The organism is Pantoea sp. EKM10T (genome assembly GCF_011800685.1).
GTDB classification, from domain to species: domain Bacteria; phylum Pseudomonadota; class Gammaproteobacteria; order Enterobacterales; family Enterobacteriaceae; genus Pantoea; species Pantoea agglomerans.
Genome location: NZ_JAALEU010000010.1, coordinates 36626 through 58547, shown reverse-complemented (window position 1 = coordinate 58547; position 21922 = coordinate 36626). Strand labels below are relative to the sequence as shown.

The 21922-nt window shown below is 51.3% G+C and carries 20 protein-coding genes and 1 pseudogene; 10 read left to right on the top strand and 11 right to left on the bottom strand.

Annotated elements, in window-relative coordinates:
- Window positions 1-92 precede the first annotated feature (92 nt).
- Entirely contained in the window at window positions 93-1109 is a 1017-nt protein-coding gene (locus HFD95_RS18015; protein WP_010257039.1) for an NAD(P)-dependent alcohol dehydrogenase, read from the top strand.
- Window positions 1110-1158: 49 nt separating this feature from the next.
- On the opposite strand, the gene HFD95_RS18010 is transcribed toward HFD95_RS18015, so the two are convergent.
- Entirely contained in the window at window positions 1159-1827 is a 669-nt protein-coding gene (locus HFD95_RS18010; RefSeq protein WP_031292291.1) for a DUF2268 domain-containing putative Zn-dependent protease, read from the bottom strand.
- Window positions 1828-2177: 350 nt separating this feature from the next.
- On the opposite strand from HFD95_RS18010, the gene HFD95_RS18005 reads away from it, so the two are divergent.
- Entirely contained in the window at window positions 2178-2957 is a 780-nt protein-coding gene (locus tag HFD95_RS18005; RefSeq protein WP_010671936.1) for an MBL fold metallo-hydrolase, read from the top strand.
- A 75-nt stretch (window positions 2958-3032) separates the two neighbouring features.
- Entirely contained in the window at window positions 3033-4025 is a 993-nt protein-coding gene (locus tag HFD95_RS18000) for a GlxA family transcriptional regulator (protein ID WP_167430574.1), read from the top strand.
- 91 nt (window positions 4026-4116) lie between these two features.
- Here HFD95_RS18000 and HFD95_RS17995 read toward each other — a convergent pair whose 3' ends face one another.
- Window positions 4117-4518, bottom strand: a complete 402-nt coding sequence (locus HFD95_RS17995) for an H-NS family nucleoid-associated regulatory protein (RefSeq protein ID WP_010257048.1) — start codon at window positions 4516-4518, stop codon at window positions 4117-4119.
- A gap of 275 nt (window positions 4519-4793) precedes the next feature.
- Between HFD95_RS17995 and HFD95_RS17990 the strand changes: the two genes are divergently transcribed.
- The gene (locus HFD95_RS17990; protein ID WP_022624258.1) at window positions 4794-6356 is read left to right on the top strand and encodes a sensor domain-containing diguanylate cyclase; all 1563 of its coding nucleotides are present in this window, start codon (window positions 4794-4796) and stop codon (window positions 6354-6356) included.
- 68 nt (window positions 6357-6424) lie between these two features.
- Window positions 6425-6862 carry a VOC family protein gene (locus tag HFD95_RS17985; RefSeq protein WP_167430573.1) on the top strand — a complete coding sequence of 146 codons (438 nt, stop codon included), beginning with the start codon at window positions 6425-6427 and terminating at the stop codon, window positions 6860-6862.
- A gap of 237 nt (window positions 6863-7099) precedes the next feature.
- Here HFD95_RS17985 and HFD95_RS17980 read toward each other — a convergent pair whose 3' ends face one another.
- Complete coding sequence (locus HFD95_RS17980; RefSeq protein WP_010257055.1) at window positions 7100-7501, bottom strand: H-NS family nucleoid-associated regulatory protein; 402 nt, start codon at window positions 7499-7501, stop codon at window positions 7100-7102.
- Window positions 7502-8373: 872 nt separating this feature from the next.
- On the opposite strand from HFD95_RS17980, the gene HFD95_RS17975 reads away from it, so the two are divergent.
- Window positions 8374-8559, top strand: coding sequence for a DUF2256 domain-containing protein (locus HFD95_RS17975; protein WP_010671932.1), 186 nt, complete (start codon window positions 8374-8376; stop codon window positions 8557-8559).
- A gap of 52 nt (window positions 8560-8611) precedes the next feature.
- Here HFD95_RS17975 and HFD95_RS17970 read toward each other — a convergent pair whose 3' ends face one another.
- The 3 genes from HFD95_RS17970 to HFD95_RS17960 form a co-directional block, all read right to left on the bottom strand.
- The gene (locus HFD95_RS17970; protein WP_029519489.1) at window positions 8612-8914 is read right to left on the bottom strand and encodes a hypothetical protein; all 303 of its coding nucleotides are present in this window, start codon (window positions 8912-8914) and stop codon (window positions 8612-8614) included.
- 105 nt (window positions 8915-9019) lie between these two features.
- The gene (locus tag HFD95_RS17965) at window positions 9020-9562 is read right to left on the bottom strand and encodes a YfaZ family outer membrane protein (RefSeq protein ID WP_033770122.1); all 543 of its coding nucleotides are present in this window, start codon (window positions 9560-9562) and stop codon (window positions 9020-9022) included.
- Window positions 9563-9624: 62 nt separating this feature from the next.
- On the bottom strand, window positions 9625-9861 hold the full coding sequence (locus tag HFD95_RS17960; protein ID WP_010257065.1) for a YgdI/YgdR family lipoprotein: 237 nt from the start codon (window positions 9859-9861) through the stop codon (window positions 9625-9627).
- Between the two features lie 972 nt (window positions 9862-10833).
- On the opposite strand from HFD95_RS17960, the gene HFD95_RS17955 reads away from it, so the two are divergent.
- The 3 genes and pseudogenes from HFD95_RS17955 to feoB all read left to right on the top strand — a co-directional run bounded on the left by HFD95_RS17955 (window position 10834) and on the right by feoB (window position 14261).
- The gene (locus HFD95_RS17955) at window positions 10834-11214 is read left to right on the top strand and encodes a YgiW/YdeI family stress tolerance OB fold protein (RefSeq protein ID WP_010257071.1); all 381 of its coding nucleotides are present in this window, start codon (window positions 10834-10836) and stop codon (window positions 11212-11214) included.
- Window positions 11215-11709: 495 nt separating this feature from the next.
- Entirely contained in the window at window positions 11710-11934 is a 225-nt protein-coding gene (locus HFD95_RS17950; protein ID WP_167430572.1) for a FeoA domain-containing protein, read from the top strand.
- Window positions 11934-14261 (top strand): annotated as a pseudogene (gene feoB, locus HFD95_RS17945) (Fe(2+) transporter permease subunit FeoB). The gene HFD95_RS17950 and the pseudogene feoB overlap by 1 nt, the downstream one beginning before the upstream one ends.
- A gap of 435 nt (window positions 14262-14696) precedes the next feature.
- On the opposite strand, the gene HFD95_RS17940 reads toward feoB, so the two are convergent.
- Complete coding sequence (locus tag HFD95_RS17940) at window positions 14697-15734, bottom strand: tyrosine-type recombinase/integrase (RefSeq protein ID WP_010671927.1); 1038 nt, start codon at window positions 15732-15734, stop codon at window positions 14697-14699.
- A 932-nt stretch (window positions 15735-16666) separates the two neighbouring features.
- On the opposite strand from HFD95_RS17940, the gene HFD95_RS17935 reads away from it, so the two are divergent.
- On the top strand, window positions 16667-17137 hold the full coding sequence (locus HFD95_RS17935) for an SgcJ/EcaC family oxidoreductase (protein WP_167430571.1): 471 nt from the start codon (window positions 16667-16669) through the stop codon (window positions 17135-17137).
- A gap of 294 nt (window positions 17138-17431) precedes the next feature.
- Here HFD95_RS17935 and HFD95_RS17930 read toward each other — a convergent pair whose 3' ends face one another.
- The 4 genes from HFD95_RS17930 to HFD95_RS17915 form a co-directional block, all read right to left on the bottom strand.
- The gene (locus tag HFD95_RS17930) at window positions 17432-18649 is read right to left on the bottom strand and encodes a monooxygenase (RefSeq protein WP_022624271.1); all 1218 of its coding nucleotides are present in this window, start codon (window positions 18647-18649) and stop codon (window positions 17432-17434) included.
- Entirely contained in the window at window positions 18642-20102 is a 1461-nt protein-coding gene (locus HFD95_RS17925; protein WP_033781082.1) for an MFS transporter, read from the bottom strand. The genes HFD95_RS17930 and HFD95_RS17925 overlap by 8 nt, the downstream gene beginning before the upstream one ends.
- Window positions 20103-20254: 152 nt before the next feature.
- Complete coding sequence (locus HFD95_RS17920; RefSeq protein ID WP_163641609.1) at window positions 20255-20392, bottom strand: hypothetical protein; 138 nt, start codon at window positions 20390-20392, stop codon at window positions 20255-20257.
- Window positions 20393-20460: 68 nt separating this feature from the next.
- A complete protein-coding gene (locus HFD95_RS17915) occupies window positions 20461-21870 on the bottom strand; it encodes an LLM class flavin-dependent oxidoreductase (protein ID WP_167430570.1) in 1410 nt (469 codons plus the stop codon).
- Between the last annotated feature and the right edge of the window lie 52 nt (window positions 21871-21922).

Below are 21922 nucleotides of genomic sequence, written 5' to 3'. Positions count from 1 at the left end.
AAAGACAAAAAAGTGCGGTGTAAGCGTAACGACCAGGCAGGGCGGGCTTTCAGTTGTTACACTTGTCGGTGATTAACCACGCAGAGGTATGAATGAAAATTAAAAGTTATGCAGCCATGCAGGCTGGCCAGGCCCTTGAACTCTATGAGTACGATGCCGCCGAACTGGCAGCCGAAGAAGTCGAAGTCCAGGTCGAATATTGTGGCGTCTGCCACTCAGATCTGTCGATGATCGACAACGAGTGGGGCATCTCTCAGTTCCCGGTGATTGCAGGACATGAAGTGATTGGCCGGGTTTCAGCCCTGGGCGAAGCGGCTAAGAACAAAGGTCTTTCAGTCGGCCAGCGTGTAGGAATCGGCTGGACAGCAAAAAGCTGTCAGCACTGCGATGCCTGTATTAACGGCGAGCAGGTTAACTGTCAGCAGGGCAGCATCCCGACCATCATGAACAAAGGTGGTTTTGCCGAGAAGCTGCGTGCTGACTGGCAATGGGTTATTCCGCTGCCAGAAAAACTGGATGTGGCGAGCGCCGGTCCGCTGCTGTGTGGCGGTATCACCGTGTTTAAACCGCTGCTGATGAGCAACATCACGGCAACCAGCCGTGTGGGTGTGATTGGTATCGGCGGACTTGGCCATATCGCAATCAAGATCCTGCACGCGATGGGTGCCGAAGTGGTGGCATTCAGCTCAACGCCAGATAAGAAGCAGTCGATCCTGGATATGGGCGCGGATGAAGTGGTTAACAGCCGTGATCCAGAAGCTCTGAAAAAGCAGGCAGGCCGTTTTGACCTGATCCTGAGTACTGTGGCGGTCGACCTGGACTGGAAACCTTATTTCGCTGCGCTGGCACCTCAGGGTAAATTCCACACCGTGGGTGCCGTGATGAAGCCGATTGAAGTGAGTGCTTTTGATCTGATCCTGGGCGACAAAGCGGTGACCGGTTCATCAACCGGCTCACCAGGCCAGCTGCGTTCGCTGCTGCGACTCGCCTCGCGTGCGGATATTGCGCCACAGGTTGAGTTCTTCCCGATGTCTGACATCAATAAAGCGCTGGATCACGTTCGCGCCGGTAAAGCCAATTACCGTGTGGTTCTGAAAGCCGATTTCTGATGCGAATCTGAAATGACATGCCGCAGCCTGCTGCGGCATTTTTTTATCCTCAATTTGTCAGCAATCCCTTAGCCAGCCCCGCGGCAATCACCTCATCGGCTGTCACGCTGAACCATTTCTCTGTAGCGCATTCCGCGTTATCACGTCGCCATGCGGCAACCATCTGGTAGCCCAACGTATAGCCATACCATCGGCGAAAGTCACCCGTGCCGAAGAACCAGGCAGAATGATCATAATGAGGACTTTGCAGCGTGGTCAGCGGCACTGGATTAGCCTGCAACTCGCTTAGCTCTATGGCTTGCTCCCAGGGCTCTGCTGCCGTTTTAAGCAGCCAGCAGACGAACTGACCCGCCAGACCTTCGCTGACCAGCGCTTCACCCAGCGTCCAGCCATATCCCGGCCCGCGCATTCGCAAACAGTGATGGACTTCATGCACGATATGCCGCACCAGCGTGCCATTTTCCAGCATCCCGGGCAGATTCGGATTTGCCGGGTCAATGGCCAGGCCGAACAGGGTGGGCCCGTAAGCCCGGCCTGCAAAACCGGTTTCAGGTATTACTGCCTCCGGCATGCACTGAACCAGAATATCCAGACGAGGGACACGTGTCACGGAGGAGAGGTGCTCGCAGGCGAGCTCAGCGGCCCTGACTATTGACGATTTATAGGGCCCAACATCACCCGATGCCTCAAGCCAGTGCAATTTCCATAAGTCGTTCACAGACTCTCCTGTCAAAGGTTGATAATCAGAACACAGGTCCGGGACGCGCCAGAGCTACTAATACCTTAACCGGCAATGCTTTAAACAGACACCGGAAGAAAGCGTTATCGTTGTCGGTAAAGAGTTAAAAGCAACTTCCGGAACGCCTGCCATTCCTGAACATTCAGGGCTGTCTCGTCGCGACGCCAGCACCGATAGATACCCTGCCACAAGAAAATAGTGCAGTTTGGCCCGACTCCATCGAACACTGTCCTTTGAGCCTGTTACGCGCAGGTAAACAGTGCCGTAAATTAACCTGATGGTAGCCAGTAAGCCTGGCTGATTGCACTGAGACTGTTTACGGAGCCAAAATGAAGCTGACCCAGATTCGTAATGCCACCCTGCTACTGGACTATGCAGGCAAAAAATTCCTGATCGACCCGATGCTGGCCGAAAAAGAGGCCTGGCCCGGGTTTGCCGGAAATGCCCGTCCCCATCTGAGAAATCCGATGGTTGAGCTGCCTGTCCCGGTCGCTGCACTGCTGGCAGTCGATGCGGTTATTATCACCCACACGCATATGGATCACTGGGATGAGGCTGCGCAGCAGCTAGTGCCGAAGACGATGATGATCTACAGCCAGGATGAAACGGATGCAGCGCTGATTCGTTCGCAGGGGTTTGAAAATGTTCGCGTGCTGCAGGATGAGAATCCGTTTGTTGATGGCCTGACGATTTATAAAACCGACGGTCAGCACGGCAGCAATGCGTTATATGCCGACAAAGTGATGGGCGATATTCTGGGTGACGCCTGTGGCCTGGTCTTTACCCATCCGGCAGAAAAAACCCTCTATATAGCTGGCGATACCGTATGGGTCAAACCCTATGTCAGAGCGCTGCAACGTTTTCAGCCGCAGGTGGTGGTAATGAATATCGGCAATGCAACCAACGATCTCTATGGGCCGATTATCATGGGAAAAGAGGATACCCAGCGCACGCTGAATATCCTGCCTGACGCAACGCTGGTTGCCTCACACATGGAGGCGATCAACCACTGTTTGCTGACGCGCGCAGAGCTGCGAGCCTGGACTACCGAACAGGGTATTGCTGACCAGGTGCTGATCCCGGAAGATGGTGAAACAATGACGTTCTGAGCGTCGTGGCACTAAACCGGCACAATTGTGCCGTGAGTTCTCAACACTACGCTTTCACACAATAAGGGGGAGAGGATGGCTGCTCTGAGAGTCGCGGTGCTGGCAACGGCCGGTTTTAGTCCGTTTCATTTTTCAGTTCCCTGTATTCTGTTCGGCTCAGCCCTGCCGCAGCCGGATCTGTTTCATGTCGATATCTGCGCACTGAAACCAGGCCCGGTCATCTCAGAGATGGGGTTGTCAATTACGGTGGAACAGGGTCTTGACCCGCTTGATCAGGCGGACATTATTATCGTGCCCTACTGGCATAATCCGGCTGAAAAACCTGCGCAGGCGCTGCTTGATAAGCTGGTGGCAGCCTGGCAGCGCGGCGCAGAGATCGTTGGACTATGTCTGGGCACTTACGTACTGGCTTATGCAGGTTTGCTCGATAAGCATCGTGCTGCCACTCACTGGGAATTTGAGCGTGACTTCTGCGAGCGCTTTCCGCAGGTTCACCTCGACAGTAATGCTCTTTATACCCGGGACACTCGTCTGATCACTTCTGCCGGCACCGCGGCGGGCATCGACTGCTGCCTGGATATCATCCGTCACCACTATGGCAGCGCCATGGTTAATCGGGTAGCCAGACGCATGGTGGTGCCGCCTTACCGTGAAGGCGGTCAGGCGCAGTTCATTGAGCGGCCGGTTCCGGAAACAACGCGTGACAGTAAGATCAACGCGTTGCTGGCGTCCCTGCGACAGAATCTGCATCAGCCGCAGGATCTTGACTCACTTTCGCGGACGCTTGGCATGAGCAGGCGAACGCTGACGCGTCATTTTCACAAGGCGACAGGCATGTCCCTGGGAGAGTGGCTGACAGCAGAGCGTCTGCAACGCAGCCAGCTATTACTCGAAACCACCGGCATCAGCATTGAATGTGTGGCAGAAAAGGCGGGTTTTGATTCGCCCGTGTCATTTCGTCAGCGTTTTAAATCCCGGTTTGGCGTCTCTCCCAGCGAGTGGCGCCGGACATTTCGGGGGCCGCATCCGGTGATGAGTGATGAGACATTACGACAGGACGATGAGTGACCAGGCCCGGATGAATTTCTGCGCCTGTGACTTTGCCTGCCGGAATATTCCCGCGTAATGACGGTCACTATTCCGGCAGAAATAAATGCGACTACAGCAGGAAATCATCCAGCGACTGGCCGTTTTCAATGGCCGCCTTAATTACGGAGGGCGTTCGGCCCTGACCCGTCCAGTAACGAACCTGACCATTTTCGTCATTGTAACGGTATTTCGCCGGACGCTTTGCGCGTTTCTTTTTGCCGGTTACCGAGGGGGATGCGCTATTCACCAGCTCCGCCGGGTTAATCCCTTCTTCCATTAACAGCTCCTGGTAGAACGCCAGTTTTTCTGCTTTCTCACGGGCTTCCGCTGCCCGCGCGTTTTCCTCTTCACGACGTTCATTTACCACGGTCTCTAATTTCTGGCGTAACTCTTCCAGCATATCTAAAGCCATATTGCGCGCCTCTGCACGAAGCGTGCGGATATTGTTCAGGCTGCTCAGGTTCTTACTCATAACAAATCCTCAAATACTCAACTTAATCAATGAAGTGCAAATTATTCAGCTGGCAAGGGTAACATTTACCCACGTGATATTTGAAGCGCTAGTGTAGCCTTATTCGCTATTAATCCTCTATTAAGGGTGCTGGTTGAACCAACAAAGAAGAAATTTTAAGCGAAATCTGCTGGTTAATTGCGGATTATCATTGTTGAAACAGGATTGTGGGATTTGCATTTTTGCTTTTGATTAACTGTGCTTAAATCAGTCAACAGGGTTTATTAAGGACAGGCATGAAGTTTCGCCAAAAAAATGAGGGTTCAGCGCCAAAAATCTCGCCGCTGCTAAGAAGTATTATCCTTTCAGGCGTATTGCTCAGCGTGGCGGTGATTGGCTTAAATGTGTGGACGCTGCGGGAAGACTGGAATGAAACCGTCGATAAAGCTGAAGATACGGCGGTTAATCTGTCGCTGTCACAGGCGCGCCAGGCGGACGATACATTTTTGCAGACCGAGCTCTCTTTGCGCGAGGTGCAACGCGAGCTCGAAAAGCAGATTGCCACAACCGGTGTAGATGGCGAGGCGCTGAGCCAGACGATGCGCCTGTTGCAGAGCCACCTGCCACAACTACATGGCTTATTCTACTATGATGCGCAGGGGAAATGGATAGCCACTTCTATGAGCCGGATACCGCCTGACATCAATAATTCCGATCGTGAATATTTCGATTATCACCGCACCAGCCCGCGCGATACCCTGCACGTCGGCCCGGTGCTTCGCAGCCGCACCACTCACGAGCTGGTGATCCCGGTTACGCTGCGTGTGAACGATGCCTTTAACGGCTTTCGGGGTGTCTTACTCGCCACCGTCAAAGTGGACTATTTCCGCCGTTTCTACAGCTATTATGAACTTAGCGAAGGCGATGTACTGGTACTGATGCTGGCAGACAGTACCGTGCTTTACGCCCGTCCGATGCCGGATAGCTACATCGGCAAAAACCTCTCAGTGAGTCCGCTTTTCCTCAGGATGCTGGCCCATGCGGATAAAGGCAGCGGTCAGTGGACCGCTGCGCTTGATGGTAAAAAACGCATCTTTGGCTTTGTCCGCTCACAGCGATACCCGCTGGTGGTGGCCGCGGGATATGACAAGCGCGCGCTGTTTAACCACTGGCTCAAAAGCTGGGTACATGATCTGATTCTGAGCCTGGCGCTGCTGATTGTTATTCTTTTACTGGGTGCATTTGTACTGCGTCAGGCACGGCATACACTGCGTTATCAGCTTGAGCTGACCCGATTACGCGATGACCTGACCGCGGCTAATCGCGCACTGGAAAATCTGGCTCAGAGTGACGGGCTGACGGGTGTTGCCAACCGGCGCCATTTTGATCACATGCTGACTGAATGCCTGCAGAACGCGGAGCACAGTGGCCTGCCCGTGTCATTGATCCTGCTCGATATCGATTATTTTAAACGTTTCAACGATACCTACGGCCATGTGGCGGGTGACGACTGCCTGAAAAAAGTGGCTACTGTTCTGAAGAACGCCGCCCGCCGCAAAAACGAACTTACGGCCCGATATGGCGGCGAAGAGTTTGCCATTATTTTGCCCGGACAGCCGTTGTCAGCCGCGTTGAACTTCGCTGAATCGATCATCGACGCTGTTAACAGGCTCGATATTCCGCATCTCACCACGGAACTGCCGCAAAAGCACGTCACCCTGAGTGCAGGCTGCGCCGTCTATCTTGCTTCAGACTCACAACAGGAAAAAGAATCGCTGATAGCGCGCGCGGATGAGGCTTTGTATCACGCGAAATGGGCAGGGCGTAACCAGGCCATGTGTGAAGAACGTAGCGGCTGAGCATCCGTGATCAAATCCTGAATCCTGCCTGTGGCATGGTGACTGCTCAACTTAAACAGGGAGCGGCCATGTCAAACGATACCGGTTTCACTCATCTTGCTTTACAGGTACGGGATTTAGAGAAGAGCGTAGATTTTTATCAGCGTTATGCCGGGATGCAGGTGATACATCAGCGTGAACCTGGCATTCCTGAAGCACAGAAAGTGGCGTGGCTGTCGGATTTAACCCGACCTTTTGCGCTGGTGCTGGTGCAATCTGACAACAGTGTAGATACGCCGCTGGGTCTATTTGGTCATATAGGGGTGGCCTGTAGCAGCCGTGAAGAGATAGATGAAAAAGTGGCACTCGCACGGCTCGAAGGTGTGTTGCGACGCGACGCGCAGCAATCTGGTGTGCCAGTCGGCTACTGGGCATTTTTTGCCGATCCTGATGGCAATACGCTAGAGCTCTCTTATGGTCAGCAGATCGGACTGGAAATTATCACAGCCGCCACACGCAATCGCTGAATAAATAAAGCGGTTGAGAGAACAGAATGAAACCCATTACCTGTTGCGTGACTGCGTAAAGCTTTTCAGTTATTGAGTTCAGGGTAACGCCTGAGCAGGATTATGGATGGAGAGACAATAACAAGATGAGAAAGGAAAGGGTACAGGCTGGCCGGTAATTGAGATGCTTGAACCTGACCATTTATGGTGAAAAAACCGCCTGCCTGATGCAGGCGGTGTTTCATTATGCATACTGGATTAAATCAGGAAATCATCCAGCGATTTACCTGCATCAATGGCAGATTTAATAGCAGATGGGGTACGGCCCTGGCCAGTCCACTGCTTAACCTCACCATTTTCGTCGGTGTACTGATATTTAGCCGGACGAGGCGCGCGTTTTTTCTTCACGGCTGGTGCAGTCGGCATACCATTTAACAGTTCGTTAGGATCGATACCTTCCTGCAACAGTAATTCACGGTACTTTGCCAGTTTCTCAGCTTTTTCACGATTAGCTGCTTCAGAAGCCTGTGCTTCCTCACGTCGCTCACTCACCACAACCGACAGTTTTTCCAGCATTTCTTCCAGGGCAGCAAGGTCAAGCTCGCGAGCGTTTGCGCGAAGGGTACGGATATTATTCAAGCTGTTGAGAGTGTCACTCATCAAAGTCACCATAGTCATGTTCAGATAATAAAATACAGAGCGGGTTCACGCTGATGCTTTTCGTCAGACCTGCTTTTTTAAGATGCTTGCCTTCGAAGAATCAAAATACAGAACCGATAGTTCAACGCCAACATATTAATCGCTTTCTCAAAGAGTTTAAACTGTAATTAACGTAAGACCCTTAAACAAAAGTAAAGTTACTCTTTTTTTTACACTCTTCGCTCAAAATGTCAAAAAGGTGCCTCATCTGATGATGCTCAATAATTTAGTTACGTTATGGATAAACCAGGCTTTCACGCCGCTTTTCCAGCAGAATCGCTTCGCTAATCGCGGACCTGCTTTGTTCCGAGAGGCAGTCACCGTGCATACTTCTCCAGATAAGGCTGGATATGTCCATGAGGCCACCATAATAGGGTTGTAAAGGACGCATAGCAAAATTACTAAAAAATAACCATCAGGCGGCTGATTTATTCAGACAATATCTAAGGCCATGAAATCAGATTAATTTATCACTTAAATAACGTTCTGGTTAAGGCGATCATCACCAGACGGGTTATGGCTTTGTTTTAAAAGCCTGGAGAGACAAACCCCAGTAAAGGGGGATAAAACAGTCAGATTCACGCGTGACCTGTATGACCCTGGATTGATTATTTAGGGGCGTAATGACTTTTTAGCCGCCGTATGGGGCCAGAGAGGCTTTCCGCTAATCAAGGAAACCTGAGCCACATCATCCGGGTACCATATTGCCTTATGCGCCGATGAAGCGGTAAACAGTGCGATCTCAATTGCCCTCAATACTTACTCACAAGCAAGCTAAACTGTATAAGAGACGCTATTGTCAGCGTTATAAGGGGTTTTCAGGAGAGACTGGCGTGTTCAAAGGCAATAAAAAGTCATTACCGGTTCGCTACTGCAAAACGTGTAATAAACCGATGTCATGGCGAAAAAAGTGGGAACGATGCTGGGACGAGGTGTTGTATTGCTCGGAACGGTGCCGGCGGCAGCGTACTGATCGGCAAGAGGATGATACAGAAATAAAACCTGAACCTGACCTCTGACGCTGATCAAAGCTGGCCAGGGATTGACCTGGCCTCAGTCAGGGGAATGGGGCTATTGCTGTACCTCGATCTGTTGCCAGCCTCTTTTAAACATACAATCTTTAACCAGTATCTCTCGCTGGCTTTCATTGGCGTCGCTGGTGGAGTAATCGGTGTCAGTGGTTTTATATTTACTGTCTTTTGAGGTGTATTTACCGCTAACGACATTGTCAGGGGGTAAATCCCGCAGTGCCTGGGCCCGACAGGCTGTTTCCGTTATTGTTTCCTGCTGTTCAGATGCATCTGGCTTGACCCATTTATACTGCACACATCCGGTCAGACAGAGAGTAAATAACATCAGCATAAGAGGTTTCATAATCTGTTTCTCAGTGCTCCCCGCCTGAGTTGAGACGAGTGATTGAGTAAGGAAACCGATCGGCAGGGTTTCCTCACCACAAAAAAAGGGAAGAGTCATCCGACGTTAAAATGTCAGGCCGCCACCGATATAGGGACCATCGATCAGGGTATGACCCGGACGTCCATCTTTGCCATCAACACCCGCATAGCGATAGCCCACTTTTAACACCAGTGGATCCACAGGTGACCAGCTGACACCGCCATTGGCCTCAACGAAATTCTTAACGCTGTTGGTCAGCTGTTCCGGGGCGGAATAACCTTCTCCATACAACGCAAAATTAGCGGGCAGATTGATTTTCACACCGCCGCCAACAGGAAACGCAACGCCGTTATCTCCTTTTTTGCCGCCGATGTAAGCGGCTTTAACGCCAGCCGTCAGCATCACAGGTCCAATTTCAAGGTTATAACCGGTACCCGCCTGACCAATCTGAACACCATCCGCCGTATTTTTGATCCACTGACCATCAACATAAAGCCCGCCGGATGAACGGCCGATTTCTGCGTCCAGTACCGAGGTGTTTTTACTTTGTTCGGCATTCAGGCCAATGGCCATGGCTGAGGAGGATGCACACAATAATAAGCCAAAGCCAATTACAGAAATTTTCATTGCTCAGTTTTTCACAGAATCAGATTTTCAGGATAATGATTAAGATTGCTATTAAAGCAGGATTACTTTTGCACAATCTCTTTAACATCGTGCTGTTGTAACTGATGCATGTTTCCATCCGTGTCTTTATAAGAGATCATGCCTGTTTCTTTATCTTTTGCGGGTTTGCCATGAGTCGTAATCATGTGCCCATCGTTGGTGGAGATCACATAATTGCTTGAGCAGGCGGAAAGGGACATAACAGAAGTTATCATCGCAATAGCAAAAGCGAATTTCTTGCCAGAATTAAAAGATGTCATTTTACTTTCCTGTCGTTTCTTTTTAAGAAGATGCGGCATTATTCGCTGTGATTGTTAAACGACATGCTAACAATCCGGCTGTTTGCCTCTTTATCAGGATGATAATGATCTGGATCAATATCATGGGTTGCTCAGGAGTAAGCAACCATGGCGGGTATTGATTGTTTTGCGACCAGTACTTGCGGAAGCGAAGGCAGAAGTTTGTACTGAGAGAATCAGGAAGAAAACCAGCAAGGTAGAGGAAAAGAAACTTAAGCTCGAATCCGCAAAAATGAATCTGAAAGAAGCACAGGCTGATGTTCAAAGACTGAACTAAACGCATTTACTCGTAGGCTCACGCTGGCGAATCTCCGAACTTCGGTAAATTACGCATGTTCCTTTATCTCTTGTCAGTTTGGGTAGGCATCAGGCTATCACCACTCTCCTCTTCTGTTTATGCATGTTCAGACAGTATCAGGCAACATTCTTCCCCTTTTAATGCCAGAAAGGGCTGCATTCCGAATGGGAGCCGTTGTCGATACACTGCATACGCAGCGTTACTGGGTTCTGTTACTATCATCGGGAACCAGGCATAGAAAAAAACCACTCAGTTGAGTGGTTGTAAAAAGAAAAAAATAGTTAATGAGCAAAACTGCGATACATAATGTTTTAATACTGGGATATATCTATGCCAGGAAATAATATCTGTTAACAGACATGTTAGCTATGGGATTTATAAGAAATGATGCAAAGTGAAAGCGTAACAATGACCATAATACAGTGAATGTTAAAAGTTCAGCTCTCACGTAACTGTTTATCTATCAATTTATTTTGTTAACAACATGGATTTAACTTTGATTGTTTTTCTGATGCGGATTTATCGTGCGCATCATGCTCATTACATTTTTAAAACACATGGAGGTAATCAATTTTCTTAAGATCCCGTTAAGATCTGCATCGTAAATTAGCCCGACAATTTTAACGGAGATAAATATGAAAAAGTTTCTTTTAGCAGCATTGTTTGCCGGTATGAGTTTTGGAGTTGCTGCACAGGAAGGTTTTGTTAATCCAGCAGGGCAGGGGTATTCTCAGGGCGGATTTAAAGGTCCGACACCCGGCGTCTCTTCTGTCGCTCAGGTTAAGACGCTGCGTGATGACGCATGGGTCGTTCTGGAAGGTAACATCATCAGACAAGTGGGGCATGAACTTTATGAGTTCAAAGATGCTACCGGAACGATTAATGTCGATATTGATGACAAGCGCTGGATGGGACAATCGTTATCACCGAGTGATAAAGTCCGTCTTGAAGGTGAAGTTGATAAAGACTGGAACAGTGTTGAGATTGATGTAAAAACGGTTCGGGTTCTTAAGTAATCCTTATTCGCTCATCACCTGGTGGTGGCCTGAAAATCAGGGCACTGCCATTGTGAAAATGATCCTTCCAGGACGCCTTTCTTTCATTACAGCAGCCGCAATTTAGTTACAACACCCTATTTGAGCAGATTACGTTACCGGCGATATCCTGCCAGATTGGTTTTTTTGATTAAACCTGAACGGAGCCGTTCTGTGAATCCGAGTGCTCATTGACCAGCCGCCCCGCACGGCCCGAAGGGCCGTAATAGTTATTTACGGCAGATTGAATGATGTAACTAAATGGATACTCTCTGCTAGAGTGCGGGAATGATTCTACATTCTCCACATCCGCCTTTAACTGTTGAACCCGCGCCTGGAAGAACCCCCATTTAATGCGCTGTTGACCTGCCGTTGACCCTGACGGCCGTTTTCTTCTGCCTGCCCGATGCCAGATCAAAAACCGAAACGAGTATCATTTATAGAATGAGTGCTTCTTACTTTTAGGCAGGGCGTGATATGGCAATGAATATGGGCAGCACCTACCGGATCCTTGGCTATCAGCCATCGGTAAATTCCGCCTGGCGCCAGAAATTACTGACAATGGGTATGCTTCCCGGCGCAGTTATTGAGATCATTCGCGTGGCGCCAATGGGCGATCCGGTGCAGATCTCTACCTGCCGTGTCAGCCTGGCGGTGCGGCAGCGTGACCTGGATGACATCATCCTGGAGGAAATCGTCTGATGAAGAAGATAACCATCGGGCTGATTGGTAACCCTAATACCGGCAAAACCACGCTGTTTAACCAGCTCACCGGTGCCCGACAGCGGGTCGGGAACTGGGCTGGCGTCACGGTTGAGCGCAAAGAGGGTCAATTTTTTACCGCGCAGTCAGATGTCAGGCTTATTGATCTGCCAGGCACCCGATCGCTGACAACGCTATCTGCTGAAAGCTCGATAGATGAGAGCATCGCCTGCCAGTATCTCTATCAGGATCACGCCGATGTGGTGATTAACGTCGTCGATGCCTCCAGTCTGGAAAGTAATCTGTTCCTGACCTTTCAGCTGCTGGAACTGGGCGTGCCCTGCATTGTCGTTTTGAACATGCAGGATATTGCCGCCAGCCAGAACATCACTATTGATGTCGCAGCACTGTCAGCTCATCTCGGATGTCCGGTCGTTTCACTGACCTCAACCAAAGGTGATGGCATTGCCCTGCTCAAAGCGCTGATTGACCAGCCCCATATTTACCGCGCACCTGAACGGGTACGTTATCCGGCCGCGATTGAAACGGCCATTGAGCAGCTCTGCCAACAGATGCCCGCCGCCATAGCCCCACAAAAACGCTACTGGCTGGCCTTGCAACTGCTGGAAGGGGATATCAACAGTCAGAAACTTTGTCCGGCGCTGGTTCCGCATTTGCCCGAGATTATGCAGCAGGCCGGAGGAGAGACCGGCGTACAGATTGCCGATTACCGCTATCGCACCATCAATGCGCTTTGCGCGGCAGTGAGTAACATTCATCACGCAATGCCCGCCGGTCTGACCCGCAGGATCGATAAAATTGTGCTGAACCGCTGGCTGGGCATTCCGATATTCCTGGCAGTGATGTATGTGATGTTCGTGCTTTCAATTAACATTGGTGCCGCGCTACAGCCACTGTTCGACAGCAGTTCGGTGGCGATATTCATTCATGGTGCGCAATGGCTGGGCTATGTCTGCCACTTCCCTGACTGGCTGACGGTTTTCCTGGCGCAGGGTATCGGTGCCGGTATCAATACCGTGCTGCCGATCATTCCGCAGATTGGCCTGATGTTCCTGTTCCTCGCTTTTCTTGAAGACTCCGGCTACATGGCGCGCGCCGCTTTTGTGATGGATCGTCTGATGCAGTCACTGGGCCTGCCGGGAAAATCCTTTGTGCCGCTGATTGTCGGCTTTGGCTGTAATGTCCCGTCGGTCATGGGGACACGGACGCTGGATACACCGCGTGAGCGTCTGCTGACGGTGTTGATTGCGCCTTTTATGTCATGTGGCGCACGGCTGGCGATTTTTGCGGTTTTCGCTGCGGCATTCTTTAACACCCACAGTTCCAGCCTGGTTTTCTCCCTCTACCTGCTTGGCATTGTGGTGGCCATCGCGACCGGGCTGGTGCTTAAGCATACCCTGCTGGGCGGATAAGCCTCGCCGTTTATCATGGAGTTGCCGGTCTATCACCGGCCTCACCTCAAAAGCCTGCTGTTGCAGACCTGGCAACGGCTGAAAATGTTTGTGGTGCGAGCCGGACAGGTGATTATCCTGGTGAGCATGCTGATTGGCGTACTGAGCAGTTTTGCCTTTAATGGCCAGATGGTTAATGACATTAACCACTCTGCGCTGGCGGCGACCAGCAAAGCGATCACCCCCGTGCTGTTGCCGATTGGGGTCACTCAGGATAACTGGCAGGCAACAGTGGGGCTGGTGAGCGGCATCATGGCGAAAGAGGTCGTGGTTGGCACGCTCAACAGCCTTTACACCACAGAGGCAATCCAGAGCAGTCAATTTGATCCGCAGGCTTTTGACCTGCCTGGTGAGCTTAAAGAGGCGCTGACAGAGACCTGGGCGGGGTTAACGGCTGCCTTCAGAATTGATGCGCTGGCCCATCCCATCGATGCCAGTAAAGGCGATGGTGAGATGGCGACTGGTTCGATGGGCGTGATGTCAGCCAAATTTGGCAGTGGCTTTGCCGCTTACAGTTACTTAATTTTTGTCCTGCTTTATGTTCCCTGCGTCTCGGTCATGGGGGCTATTGCGCGGGAAGCCGGTAAAAAATGGATGATGTTCTCCTTCTTCTGGGGACTCAATATTGCCTACGCCACCGCCACGCTGTTTTACCAGACCGTCACTTTTGCCGACCATCCTGCATTTAGTGCGACCTGCCTGATAATTGTGCTGGTGCTGAACGGAATCATCCTGCTGGCATTGCGAAAAGCGGGAAGCCGGGTGCAGTCAATACCGGTCATGCTCAGGGAGGAAAAGGGGAGCTGCAGCGGCTGCCACGGCGGCTGTGATAAGCAGAAAGGCTTTGCCCGGTAAAAATAAGTACTGATGACATTCACTCTTTCCGCTGCCGGCGATTCCTGGCCGCAGCGGACAGGTGAGGATTGTCCTGTTAATTGTTCTTACGAATTTGAAGCCAGAATAGTGGGATGATTAGCGTATGAGCAGTGACAAAGGCAGCATGACAATTAACCCCGCCAGAAGCATTATCCTTCTCGCTAAGGCGGATACTTACCAAAGCAGGTCTGACCATGCACTGCAGCATGCCCTTATTATGGATAGCAGCTCCTGTTTTGCAGACAGATTCGCAGCATGCGGTATGGCAGTAAGAATAAATCAATTAAATCAGCCGGATGAACGCTATGGATGCCCGCCGCAGCGATAATCCGTACCGGCTTACACACAGGCTGTCCACTTTTTCTGTGGATAACTTCAGCCTGAATAAGGGCTTTATTCTCATTTCAGGAGCCATCAGCCAGGATAATCAGGGTCACCATATTGCTCCATAAACTCCACCATGGCACCTTTGTGTGCATCCACATGGCGAATATAGCGCATCAGTGTTTCTGGTTTTTTCCACGTGCCTTCCTGCATGATCCTGGCAATCGGATAACCTTTATCTGCCATATCCTGCGCAGCTCCTACCCTGGCGCTGTGGCCACTCCAGCCGGTGTAGCGATTTTTGTTGGCCTTTACTGCGCCCTCTTTTCCGGCAGTGCGCCATGCCCGGCTAAAAATCTGTTCCAGTGCCCTTGTGCTCATCGGCTTTTCGGCAATCAGTGGCCGGCCAGACCGATGTACTGCAGTAAACAGCCAGGCATCAGGCTGGCTGGATAGCCCTGACGCTTCAATCCACTCTTCCAGTCGTTGAGTTGAACGGGCGCTGAGCGCCTTAATCAATCCGCCGGTCTGCACAATAGTTTTTGTCCATGCCACATCCAGAATGATGCGACCATCACCGGCACGCATCACATCCCGCACCCTCAAACGCGACAGTTCACTGATACGCAATAGCGTTGCATAAGCCACATGTAAAAAAGCCAGATCGCGAAGCGCCTGAAGGTTATCAGAACCTGACCATTCTTTATCCAGCGCCAGCAGGTCACTCAGCCTGAAGGGCACGGCCTGGCCTGCCCGCTCACCGTTGATCACCGCCACACGGTTTATCTTCTTCATCGTCCGGAAAACCAGCGGAGAGACATTGGGCACCGGCAATCCGGCGTTACGGTGTAACATCGAAATTAACGCCGCGTGTGAAGTGACGGTTGAGGAGGCCCGGCCGCTTTCAGCCAGAAAAGAGAGATAGTCACGCAAATCGTCTGCGCTCATCGGCAGGAAGCTGCGCTGGTTATCTTCCGACCAGCGATTGCAGATTCGCATTACGCTAAGCAGCTGTCGCCAGGTGTTAGGTGAGAAAGCCTCTTTATCCTGAACGAACTGCCGGAGCCGCTCGGTGATATCGCTATTCCGGTCAACCGTCAGAGGGGTTAACGGCACTAACTCACTCATATTTGCTCACTTATCAACCAAAGACGCCGATGATCTCGCTACGTTAATTCTGAGAACTAAGCAGGGGGATAACCGGTCAGAATTTACGTAGCGTTGTCATTTTCAGGGCGAACTTTACTGCTATCCATCTTAACCCGGCACCATCCCTATGTCATGACTTCGTATAAGAACAATTATACGAAGTTAGTATATCGTAACTGATCCCGTCTGGCTTTTAACGGATTGACGCTCATCGCAGTCAGTCAGGGCAGGTACAGGTCACACGCTTTATCAATAGCTGAACGTAACTCACTGCGAGTTGTTCAAGTGAAACCACGACGCAAAAAAATGTCTCAAACTAAGGTGCGTTTAAACCAGGGTATGAACGGTTTAATCATTATTTAATTAAATCAGCACATCACGATGCTTTATTTTCCCAGCGCAATAATGAGCAGGAGTATCAAAATAGAGATGTTGAAAAATGGCAGAAGACGTTAATTAGTTAGTCAGTTAAATTAATGACTCATAAAAAGGTTCCATATAACACTGCTCAAAGGCAATACCCTTTGAAAGTTTTATAGAGCACATAAATTAAACACAACTTCCCGATATTACGTTCATAGCTCTGAACAGGCGACATGTCATTTACGCTACCAAAAGAGACCCAGGCATTAACCCTCAGAACAAAAAACTAAATACCAGCTTATCGCCGATTTAAATACCAGACAGCACTTCCTTTCATCTATCTTGTTCCCCTGCATATCAAAAGCGTCGATAAGTATATGCATCAGCTTTTTAATCGAATAAAGCGGCTAATGTATTTATCGCAGCGGTCTTATTCTGGCTGATCAGCCGGATTAAAACGTATTAACGAGTTATACACATTTTATGGCGGCGTCTGGAAGAACGCACAGAACGTCGGCTTCACCCAGGGTAAATATGAGGATATTTTCATGAAAAAAACGTTATTATCGCTGTGCCTTTTAGGTCTTTCCTGCGCCCCAGTTGTTACGCAGGCACAACAGTCCGTGGCCTGTGTCAGAGCCTCAGAGCAGGATGTGGCCAACCTGTTTGACGCCTGGAATGACTCTCTGGCAACCGGTGATGCAACAAAAGTCTCTGAATTATATGTCAGCGATGCCGTTTTGCTGCCGACCATTTCAAATCAGGTACGTCTGACCGATCAGGAACGTATCGATTATTTTAAAGATTTCCTGAAAAAAGGGCCGAGCGGTAAAATTGATTCCCGGACTATCAGAATCGGTTGTAATAAAGCGATTGATAACGGCGTTTATACATTTACTTTTAAAGATAACACGCACGTCACAGCACGCTACACCTTCACTTATGTCTGGGATGGTAAGGGCTGGAAAATCTCAACCCATCACTCTTCAGCTATGCCAGAGCCTGTAAGCAAGCCTTAACAGACGCGCTGATGAAAAAATAGCCAGCGTCATGATGTGATGCTGGCTCTTTTCCCTTTACGCAAAAATAAACGTTCGGGCTTGAAGATAATAACGCCTGGCTCATACTTAATAAATGGCAATTAATATCCTTCGCATTTAGCGTGTCTGTTTCCTGTATCACGGACAGTATAAGTGCTATTAAATGGCCAGCGTCAGTTTCTCATCCGAATAAAATGAAATCTGTCGGTTTGGTGTTTCCATTTCAGGCTGATCAATTCCCAAACGCAAATATCTGCCCATGAAACAGCGGTTTTATACGCCATTTCCATTGCCTATCTGCCAGATAAAGGTCGGATCGGTGCCGTTCACCTCCCAGTCACCCACGTTACGTAGCTTGTAGATCACCGGATTGTGCGACGACACCGTTCGTGCATTACGCCAGTGCCGGTCGAGTGCCTTGCTGACTCGGGTATCAGATGCACCCAGCGCATTGAAGAATTCTGTTGCCGCACGCGTCACCAGCTCAACGGCCACCGCCTGTGCCTGAGCGGACTCTACTTCGGCCAGCACGTTTGCCGCATGAAGCTGTGCCTCATCTGCGCCACTCAGTTGCAGCTCAAATGCCCGCTGCAACGAGTGGGTCGCCCGGTCGACGGCGGCTTCGGCTGCCCATGCCCAGCTGCTTATCTGACCGACCACCTGCAACACCTGAACATCCTGCTTCACCTGCGGCGCATTACCGTGGCTGTAAATACGCTTACGCTGCGCCACGCCCTGAGCAGCATCGCGCACCACCGCCCGCCCGATGCCCGCCAGCGTGGCCAGTAAGACATGCTGATAGAATGCCGTCTGATAGCGGAAACGCTCACTGAAATCATAGACATGTGGCAGTTCAACCCGCGCCTGATGAAAGCGCGTCGTACCACTGCCGGTCAGTCGCTGCCCGAAGCCATCCCAGTCATCATCGCGCTTCACCTCATTCTGGTGGGTGTTCACCAGTGCAATCACGTCACGACCGTTATCCGCGCGCTGAGCATAGACATCAATCCAGTCTGCATAGAGCGTGCCTGTGCTGTAGAACTTCTCACCGCTGATCCGCCATCCCCCCTCATCGGGAGAAACCTGAGTATTGACCTCACCCAGCTTCACCGCGCCGATCTCGCTCCAGCCGCTGCCCACCAGCTCACCGTCCACAAAGCGGCGGAACCAGCGACGCCGATCCTCACTGGCTGGCTGGTTCAGGCGATCCTCAATAAATGCGAAGTGCGCACGCAGCGCCTGTGGCAGGTTCGAATCTGCCTCAGCCAGTTCGGTCAGCAGAGCAAATAACTGCGGCAGCGAAACCCCAAAGCCGCCTTCTTCTTTAGGGATACGCAGGGTCCCGAAGCGCGCCGCTTTCAGCCAGCTAATCGGTTCATGCAACAGTGTGCGTTCGGTTTCACGGGCACTTGCCCCCTCAGCGATGCGGGCGAATAGCGGCCTGAAATGCTGAACCAGTTCGGCAAATTCGGTACGATTTAATTCAGACATGATCCTCTCCTGAGTCGGGTTGTTCATCGATGTCCTGTCGGGTCGGTTCAAAACGAATGATTAACAGGAAAATAATCGGGATAAGGGCGGCCAGTGAGACAATCCAGAACATATTGGTGCCGTAACGCGCCTGCAAAATTGGCAGAATAAACAGCGCCAGCGCGCTGCCCACACCGGAGAGCGAACGACTAAAGCCGACACCGGTGGCGCGTATGTGGGTCGGGTAGGAGAGCGCCGGATAGATCATCAACTGTGCGCCGGGTCCGAATCCCTCTGCGAAGAGCCACAAACCCAGCATCAGTACCGCAAACACCACGCCAGCTGTCGCCTGCGGATGACCGATCAATGCCAGCGAAATCAGTGCGATAAACTGCAGCGCAAATCCGGCGATCGCGACATGTCGTGAGGGGAATTTCCACGCCAGTCGCATCCCCAACAGCCCGCCGGTAAAGGCGAACAACGCATTCAGTCCCAGCGAGGCAGAGATAGTTTCAAATACGCCCGCGCCGAGAAATTGCGCCAGGATAGAGGGCAGGAAGAAAGCGATGGCGGTGTATTCAAATGAAATACAGACGTTCATCACCGCACTGACGACCGTGCGCTCCAGATAAGGTTTCTGAAACAGTACGCGGAAACGCACTTTCGGCTTCGCTTTCACCGCATCGGTTTTAGCGGGCGGCTCCTCATGCGCAACAATGCCGTAAGAGTCACGCAGAATACGCACCGCACCGCTCAGGTCGCCCTGATTCGCCGCCCACAGCGGTGACTCATTCATAAACTTACTGCGCACCGCAATAATCAGTAGCGCCGGTACGGCGCCAAACAGCAGCGAGGCGCGCCACAGCCAGTCGATATGTTCGGCGGGCAGCAGGAAATAGAGTGCAAAAATAATAAAGAAGCAGGCAGACGAAGCGGCATACCACATCGGGCACCAGGCTGCGAGGCGCGATGCTTTATTGCCCTTGCCGGAGAACTTAGAGAATTCTGCCAGATAGGCCATGGCAACCGGCAGATCGATCCCGACGCCGATGCCCATCAGAAAACGGGCACCAATCAACACCCAGACGTTGGGGGCCAGACCTGCCGCAATGGCGGAGACGACAAAAAACAACATGTCCGCCATAAACACTGAGTAACGGCCATATTTATCGGTCAGCCAGCCGCCGACCAGATTACCCACAATGGTGCCGATCATGATTGACGACGTCACCAGGCCCGTGAGTACCGGGGTTAAACCAAACTCCTTCACCACATCATCAATGCCGTAGGAGAGGGTAGTGAGATCGTAGGCATCAAGAAACACGCCGCCCAGCGCCAGGAAAACAATCCAGCGCGCATAGCTGTTTTTTTCGGTGTTACTGTTAATCAGCCGGGCCACATCACTCACCGATCGAACCGGTTGAGAGTGAGGCGGTGGCGCAGTTAAGGTGTTGTCAATTTCTAATGTACTCATCGTATCCTCGTTATTATATTCAGCAGGTAACGAGGGTTTTATATGAATTACTGGCATAGTTAACAACCAACAAAATCAGATAACTATTATAATTAATTCAATAAGATAGATTTATATTTCGCCCACACCAGACCCCGCATGAAATATAAAATTCATCCGGTAGCGTTCAGCGAAATGTTGTTTTTATACTGCTGAAACGGGTGAGGTTTCAGCAGCACATGGCAGACCGGTTCAGCAACGGTTAACAGCAATGACCGGTCCGGTAATGCCTGTCCATCTACCGGCGACAAGACGTACTCTTGTTTCTTTGCACTTTGCTATGCGCCGGTTATTCATGCCGGGCAGCCAGCCGTCTCTGTTATGAAACTTCCACCCTTGCTGCTGGCTGTTCCACATCCGCACTCCGGCGATAACCGGCACCCGGATGCGGCAACGCCAGCCGCGGCCCCTGGCCAAATAACTTTTCACGCAGCGTGCCGGGCTGATACTCCTGCTTGTAGACGCCACGCTTTTGCAGTTCCGGCACCAGCAGTTCCACCACGTCAGTAAAGGTTTCGTGCGTTACGGCGTAGGCGAGGTTAAAACCATCGACGTCTGTCTCTTCGACCCAGCTTTGCAGCTCATCGGTCACCGTTTCAGCGCTGCCCACCAGCAGCGGACCAAATCCGCCAATGCCCACCCAGTCTGCCAGGCCCTGCACCGTCCATTGGCGGTTGGGATCGGCAGTGGAGAATGTCTCAACTGCCGACTGAATCGCATTGGTGTGCAGATGTTTCAGTACCTGATCCGGCTGATACTGCCCGAAATCAATGCCGGTCCAGCCTGAGATCAGCGCCAGCGCGCCTTCGTAACTGACATAGCGTTTGTACTCCTGCCATTTGGCCTGCGCCGCCAGGTCGGTTTCACCCACAATGACTGTCTGCAGGTTGAAGATCAGTATGGAGCGGGGATCGCGTCCCGCTTCAGCGGCTCTCCGGCGAATATCCGTCACGGTTTTCTTCAGCAGAACTTTCGAAGGTGCCGCCACGAACACGCATTCGGCATGCTCCGCCGCAAACGCTTTACCGCGGCTGGAGGCGCCCGCCTGATATAGTACCGGCGTGCGCTGCGGCGAAGGTTCACACAGATGGATGCCGGGCACCTGGAAGAATTTACCCTGATGATTTATCGGATGGATTTTATTCGGGTCGCTGAAAATATGACGTTCACGATCGCGCAGGACCGCGCCATCTTCCCAGCTTCCCTCCAGCAGCTTATAGATAACCTGCAGATATTCATCGGCATAGTCGTAGCGCGCATCATGGTCGGTCTGAGCCTGATGTCCGATATTACGCGCACCGCTTTCCAGATAGGAGGTTACAATATTCCAGCCAATGCGGCCTTTGGTCAGATGATCCAGCGTCGAGATCCGCCGCGCAAACGGGTAGGGGTGTTCAAACGACAGTGAGGCGGTCAGGCCAAAGCCCAGATGTTCCGTCACCAGCGCCATCGGCGTGATTAACGCCAGCGGATCGTTTACCGGCACCTGCGTGGCGTGCCGAATCGCGGCCTGGTTATTGCCATTGAGCACGTCGTAGACCCCAAGCACATCAGCAATAAACAGTCCATCAAACCTGCCGCGCTCCAGCAGGCGTGCTAAGTCGGTCCAGTACTCCAGATCTTTGTACTGCCAGGAACGATCCCGGGGATGCGCCCATAAGCCGGGCGATTGATGACCGACACAGTTCATATCGAAAGCATTCAGGCGAATTTCACGTTGCGATGACATAGCGACTCCTGGGCGGATGCGGCAATCGCTTGCCGCCCACCTTTTAGTGATT

What these genes read in the sequence shown, in the direction of transcription:
- HFD95_RS17925 (WP_033781082.1), bottom strand. Translation starts at nt 20,102, where the DNA reads ATGAGTACATTAGAAATTGACAACACCTTAACTGCGCCACCGCCTCAC.
- HFD95_RS17970 (WP_029519489.1), bottom strand. Translation starts at nt 8,914, where the DNA reads ATGAAACCTCTTATGCTGATGTTATTTACTCTCTGTCTGACCGGATGT.
- HFD95_RS17980 (WP_010257055.1), bottom strand. Translation starts at nt 7,501, where the DNA reads ATGAGTGACACTCTCAACAGCTTGAATAATATCCGTACCCTTCGCGCA.
- HFD95_RS17960 (WP_010257065.1), bottom strand. Translation starts at nt 9,861, where the DNA reads ATGACATCTTTTAATTCTGGCAAGAAATTCGCTTTTGCTATTGCGATG.
- HFD95_RS18000 (WP_167430574.1), top strand. Translation starts at nt 3,033, where the DNA reads ATGGCTGCTCTGAGAGTCGCGGTGCTGGCAACGGCCGGTTTTAGTCCG.
- HFD95_RS17935 (WP_167430571.1), top strand. Translation starts at nt 16,667, where the DNA reads ATGAAAAAAACGTTATTATCGCTGTGCCTTTTAGGTCTTTCCTGCGCC.
- HFD95_RS17965 (WP_033770122.1), bottom strand. Translation starts at nt 9,562, where the DNA reads ATGAAAATTTCTGTAATTGGCTTTGGCTTATTATTGTGTGCATCCTCC.
- HFD95_RS18005 (WP_010671936.1), top strand. Translation starts at nt 2,178, where the DNA reads ATGAAGCTGACCCAGATTCGTAATGCCACCCTGCTACTGGACTATGCA.
- HFD95_RS17915 (WP_167430570.1), bottom strand. Translation starts at nt 21,870, where the DNA reads ATGTCATCGCAACGTGAAATTCGCCTGAATGCTTTCGATATGAACTGT.
- HFD95_RS18015 (WP_010257039.1), top strand. Translation starts at nt 93, where the DNA reads ATGAAAATTAAAAGTTATGCAGCCATGCAGGCTGGCCAGGCCCTTGAA.
- HFD95_RS17995 (WP_010257048.1), bottom strand. Translation starts at nt 4,518, where the DNA reads ATGAGTAAGAACCTGAGCAGCCTGAACAATATCCGCACGCTTCGTGCA.
- HFD95_RS17950 (WP_167430572.1), top strand. Translation starts at nt 11,710, where the DNA reads ATGGCAATGAATATGGGCAGCACCTACCGGATCCTTGGCTATCAGCCA.
- HFD95_RS17985 (WP_167430573.1), top strand. Translation starts at nt 6,425, where the DNA reads ATGTCAAACGATACCGGTTTCACTCATCTTGCTTTACAGGTACGGGAT.
- HFD95_RS17940 (WP_010671927.1), bottom strand. Translation starts at nt 15,734, where the DNA reads ATGAGTGAGTTAGTGCCGTTAACCCCTCTGACGGTTGACCGGAATAGC.
- HFD95_RS17955 (WP_010257071.1), top strand. Translation starts at nt 10,834, where the DNA reads ATGAAAAAGTTTCTTTTAGCAGCATTGTTTGCCGGTATGAGTTTTGGA.
- HFD95_RS17930 (WP_022624271.1), bottom strand. Translation starts at nt 18,649, where the DNA reads ATGTCTGAATTAAATCGTACCGAATTTGCCGAACTGGTTCAGCATTTC.
- HFD95_RS17990 (WP_022624258.1), top strand. Translation starts at nt 4,794, where the DNA reads ATGAAGTTTCGCCAAAAAAATGAGGGTTCAGCGCCAAAAATCTCGCCG.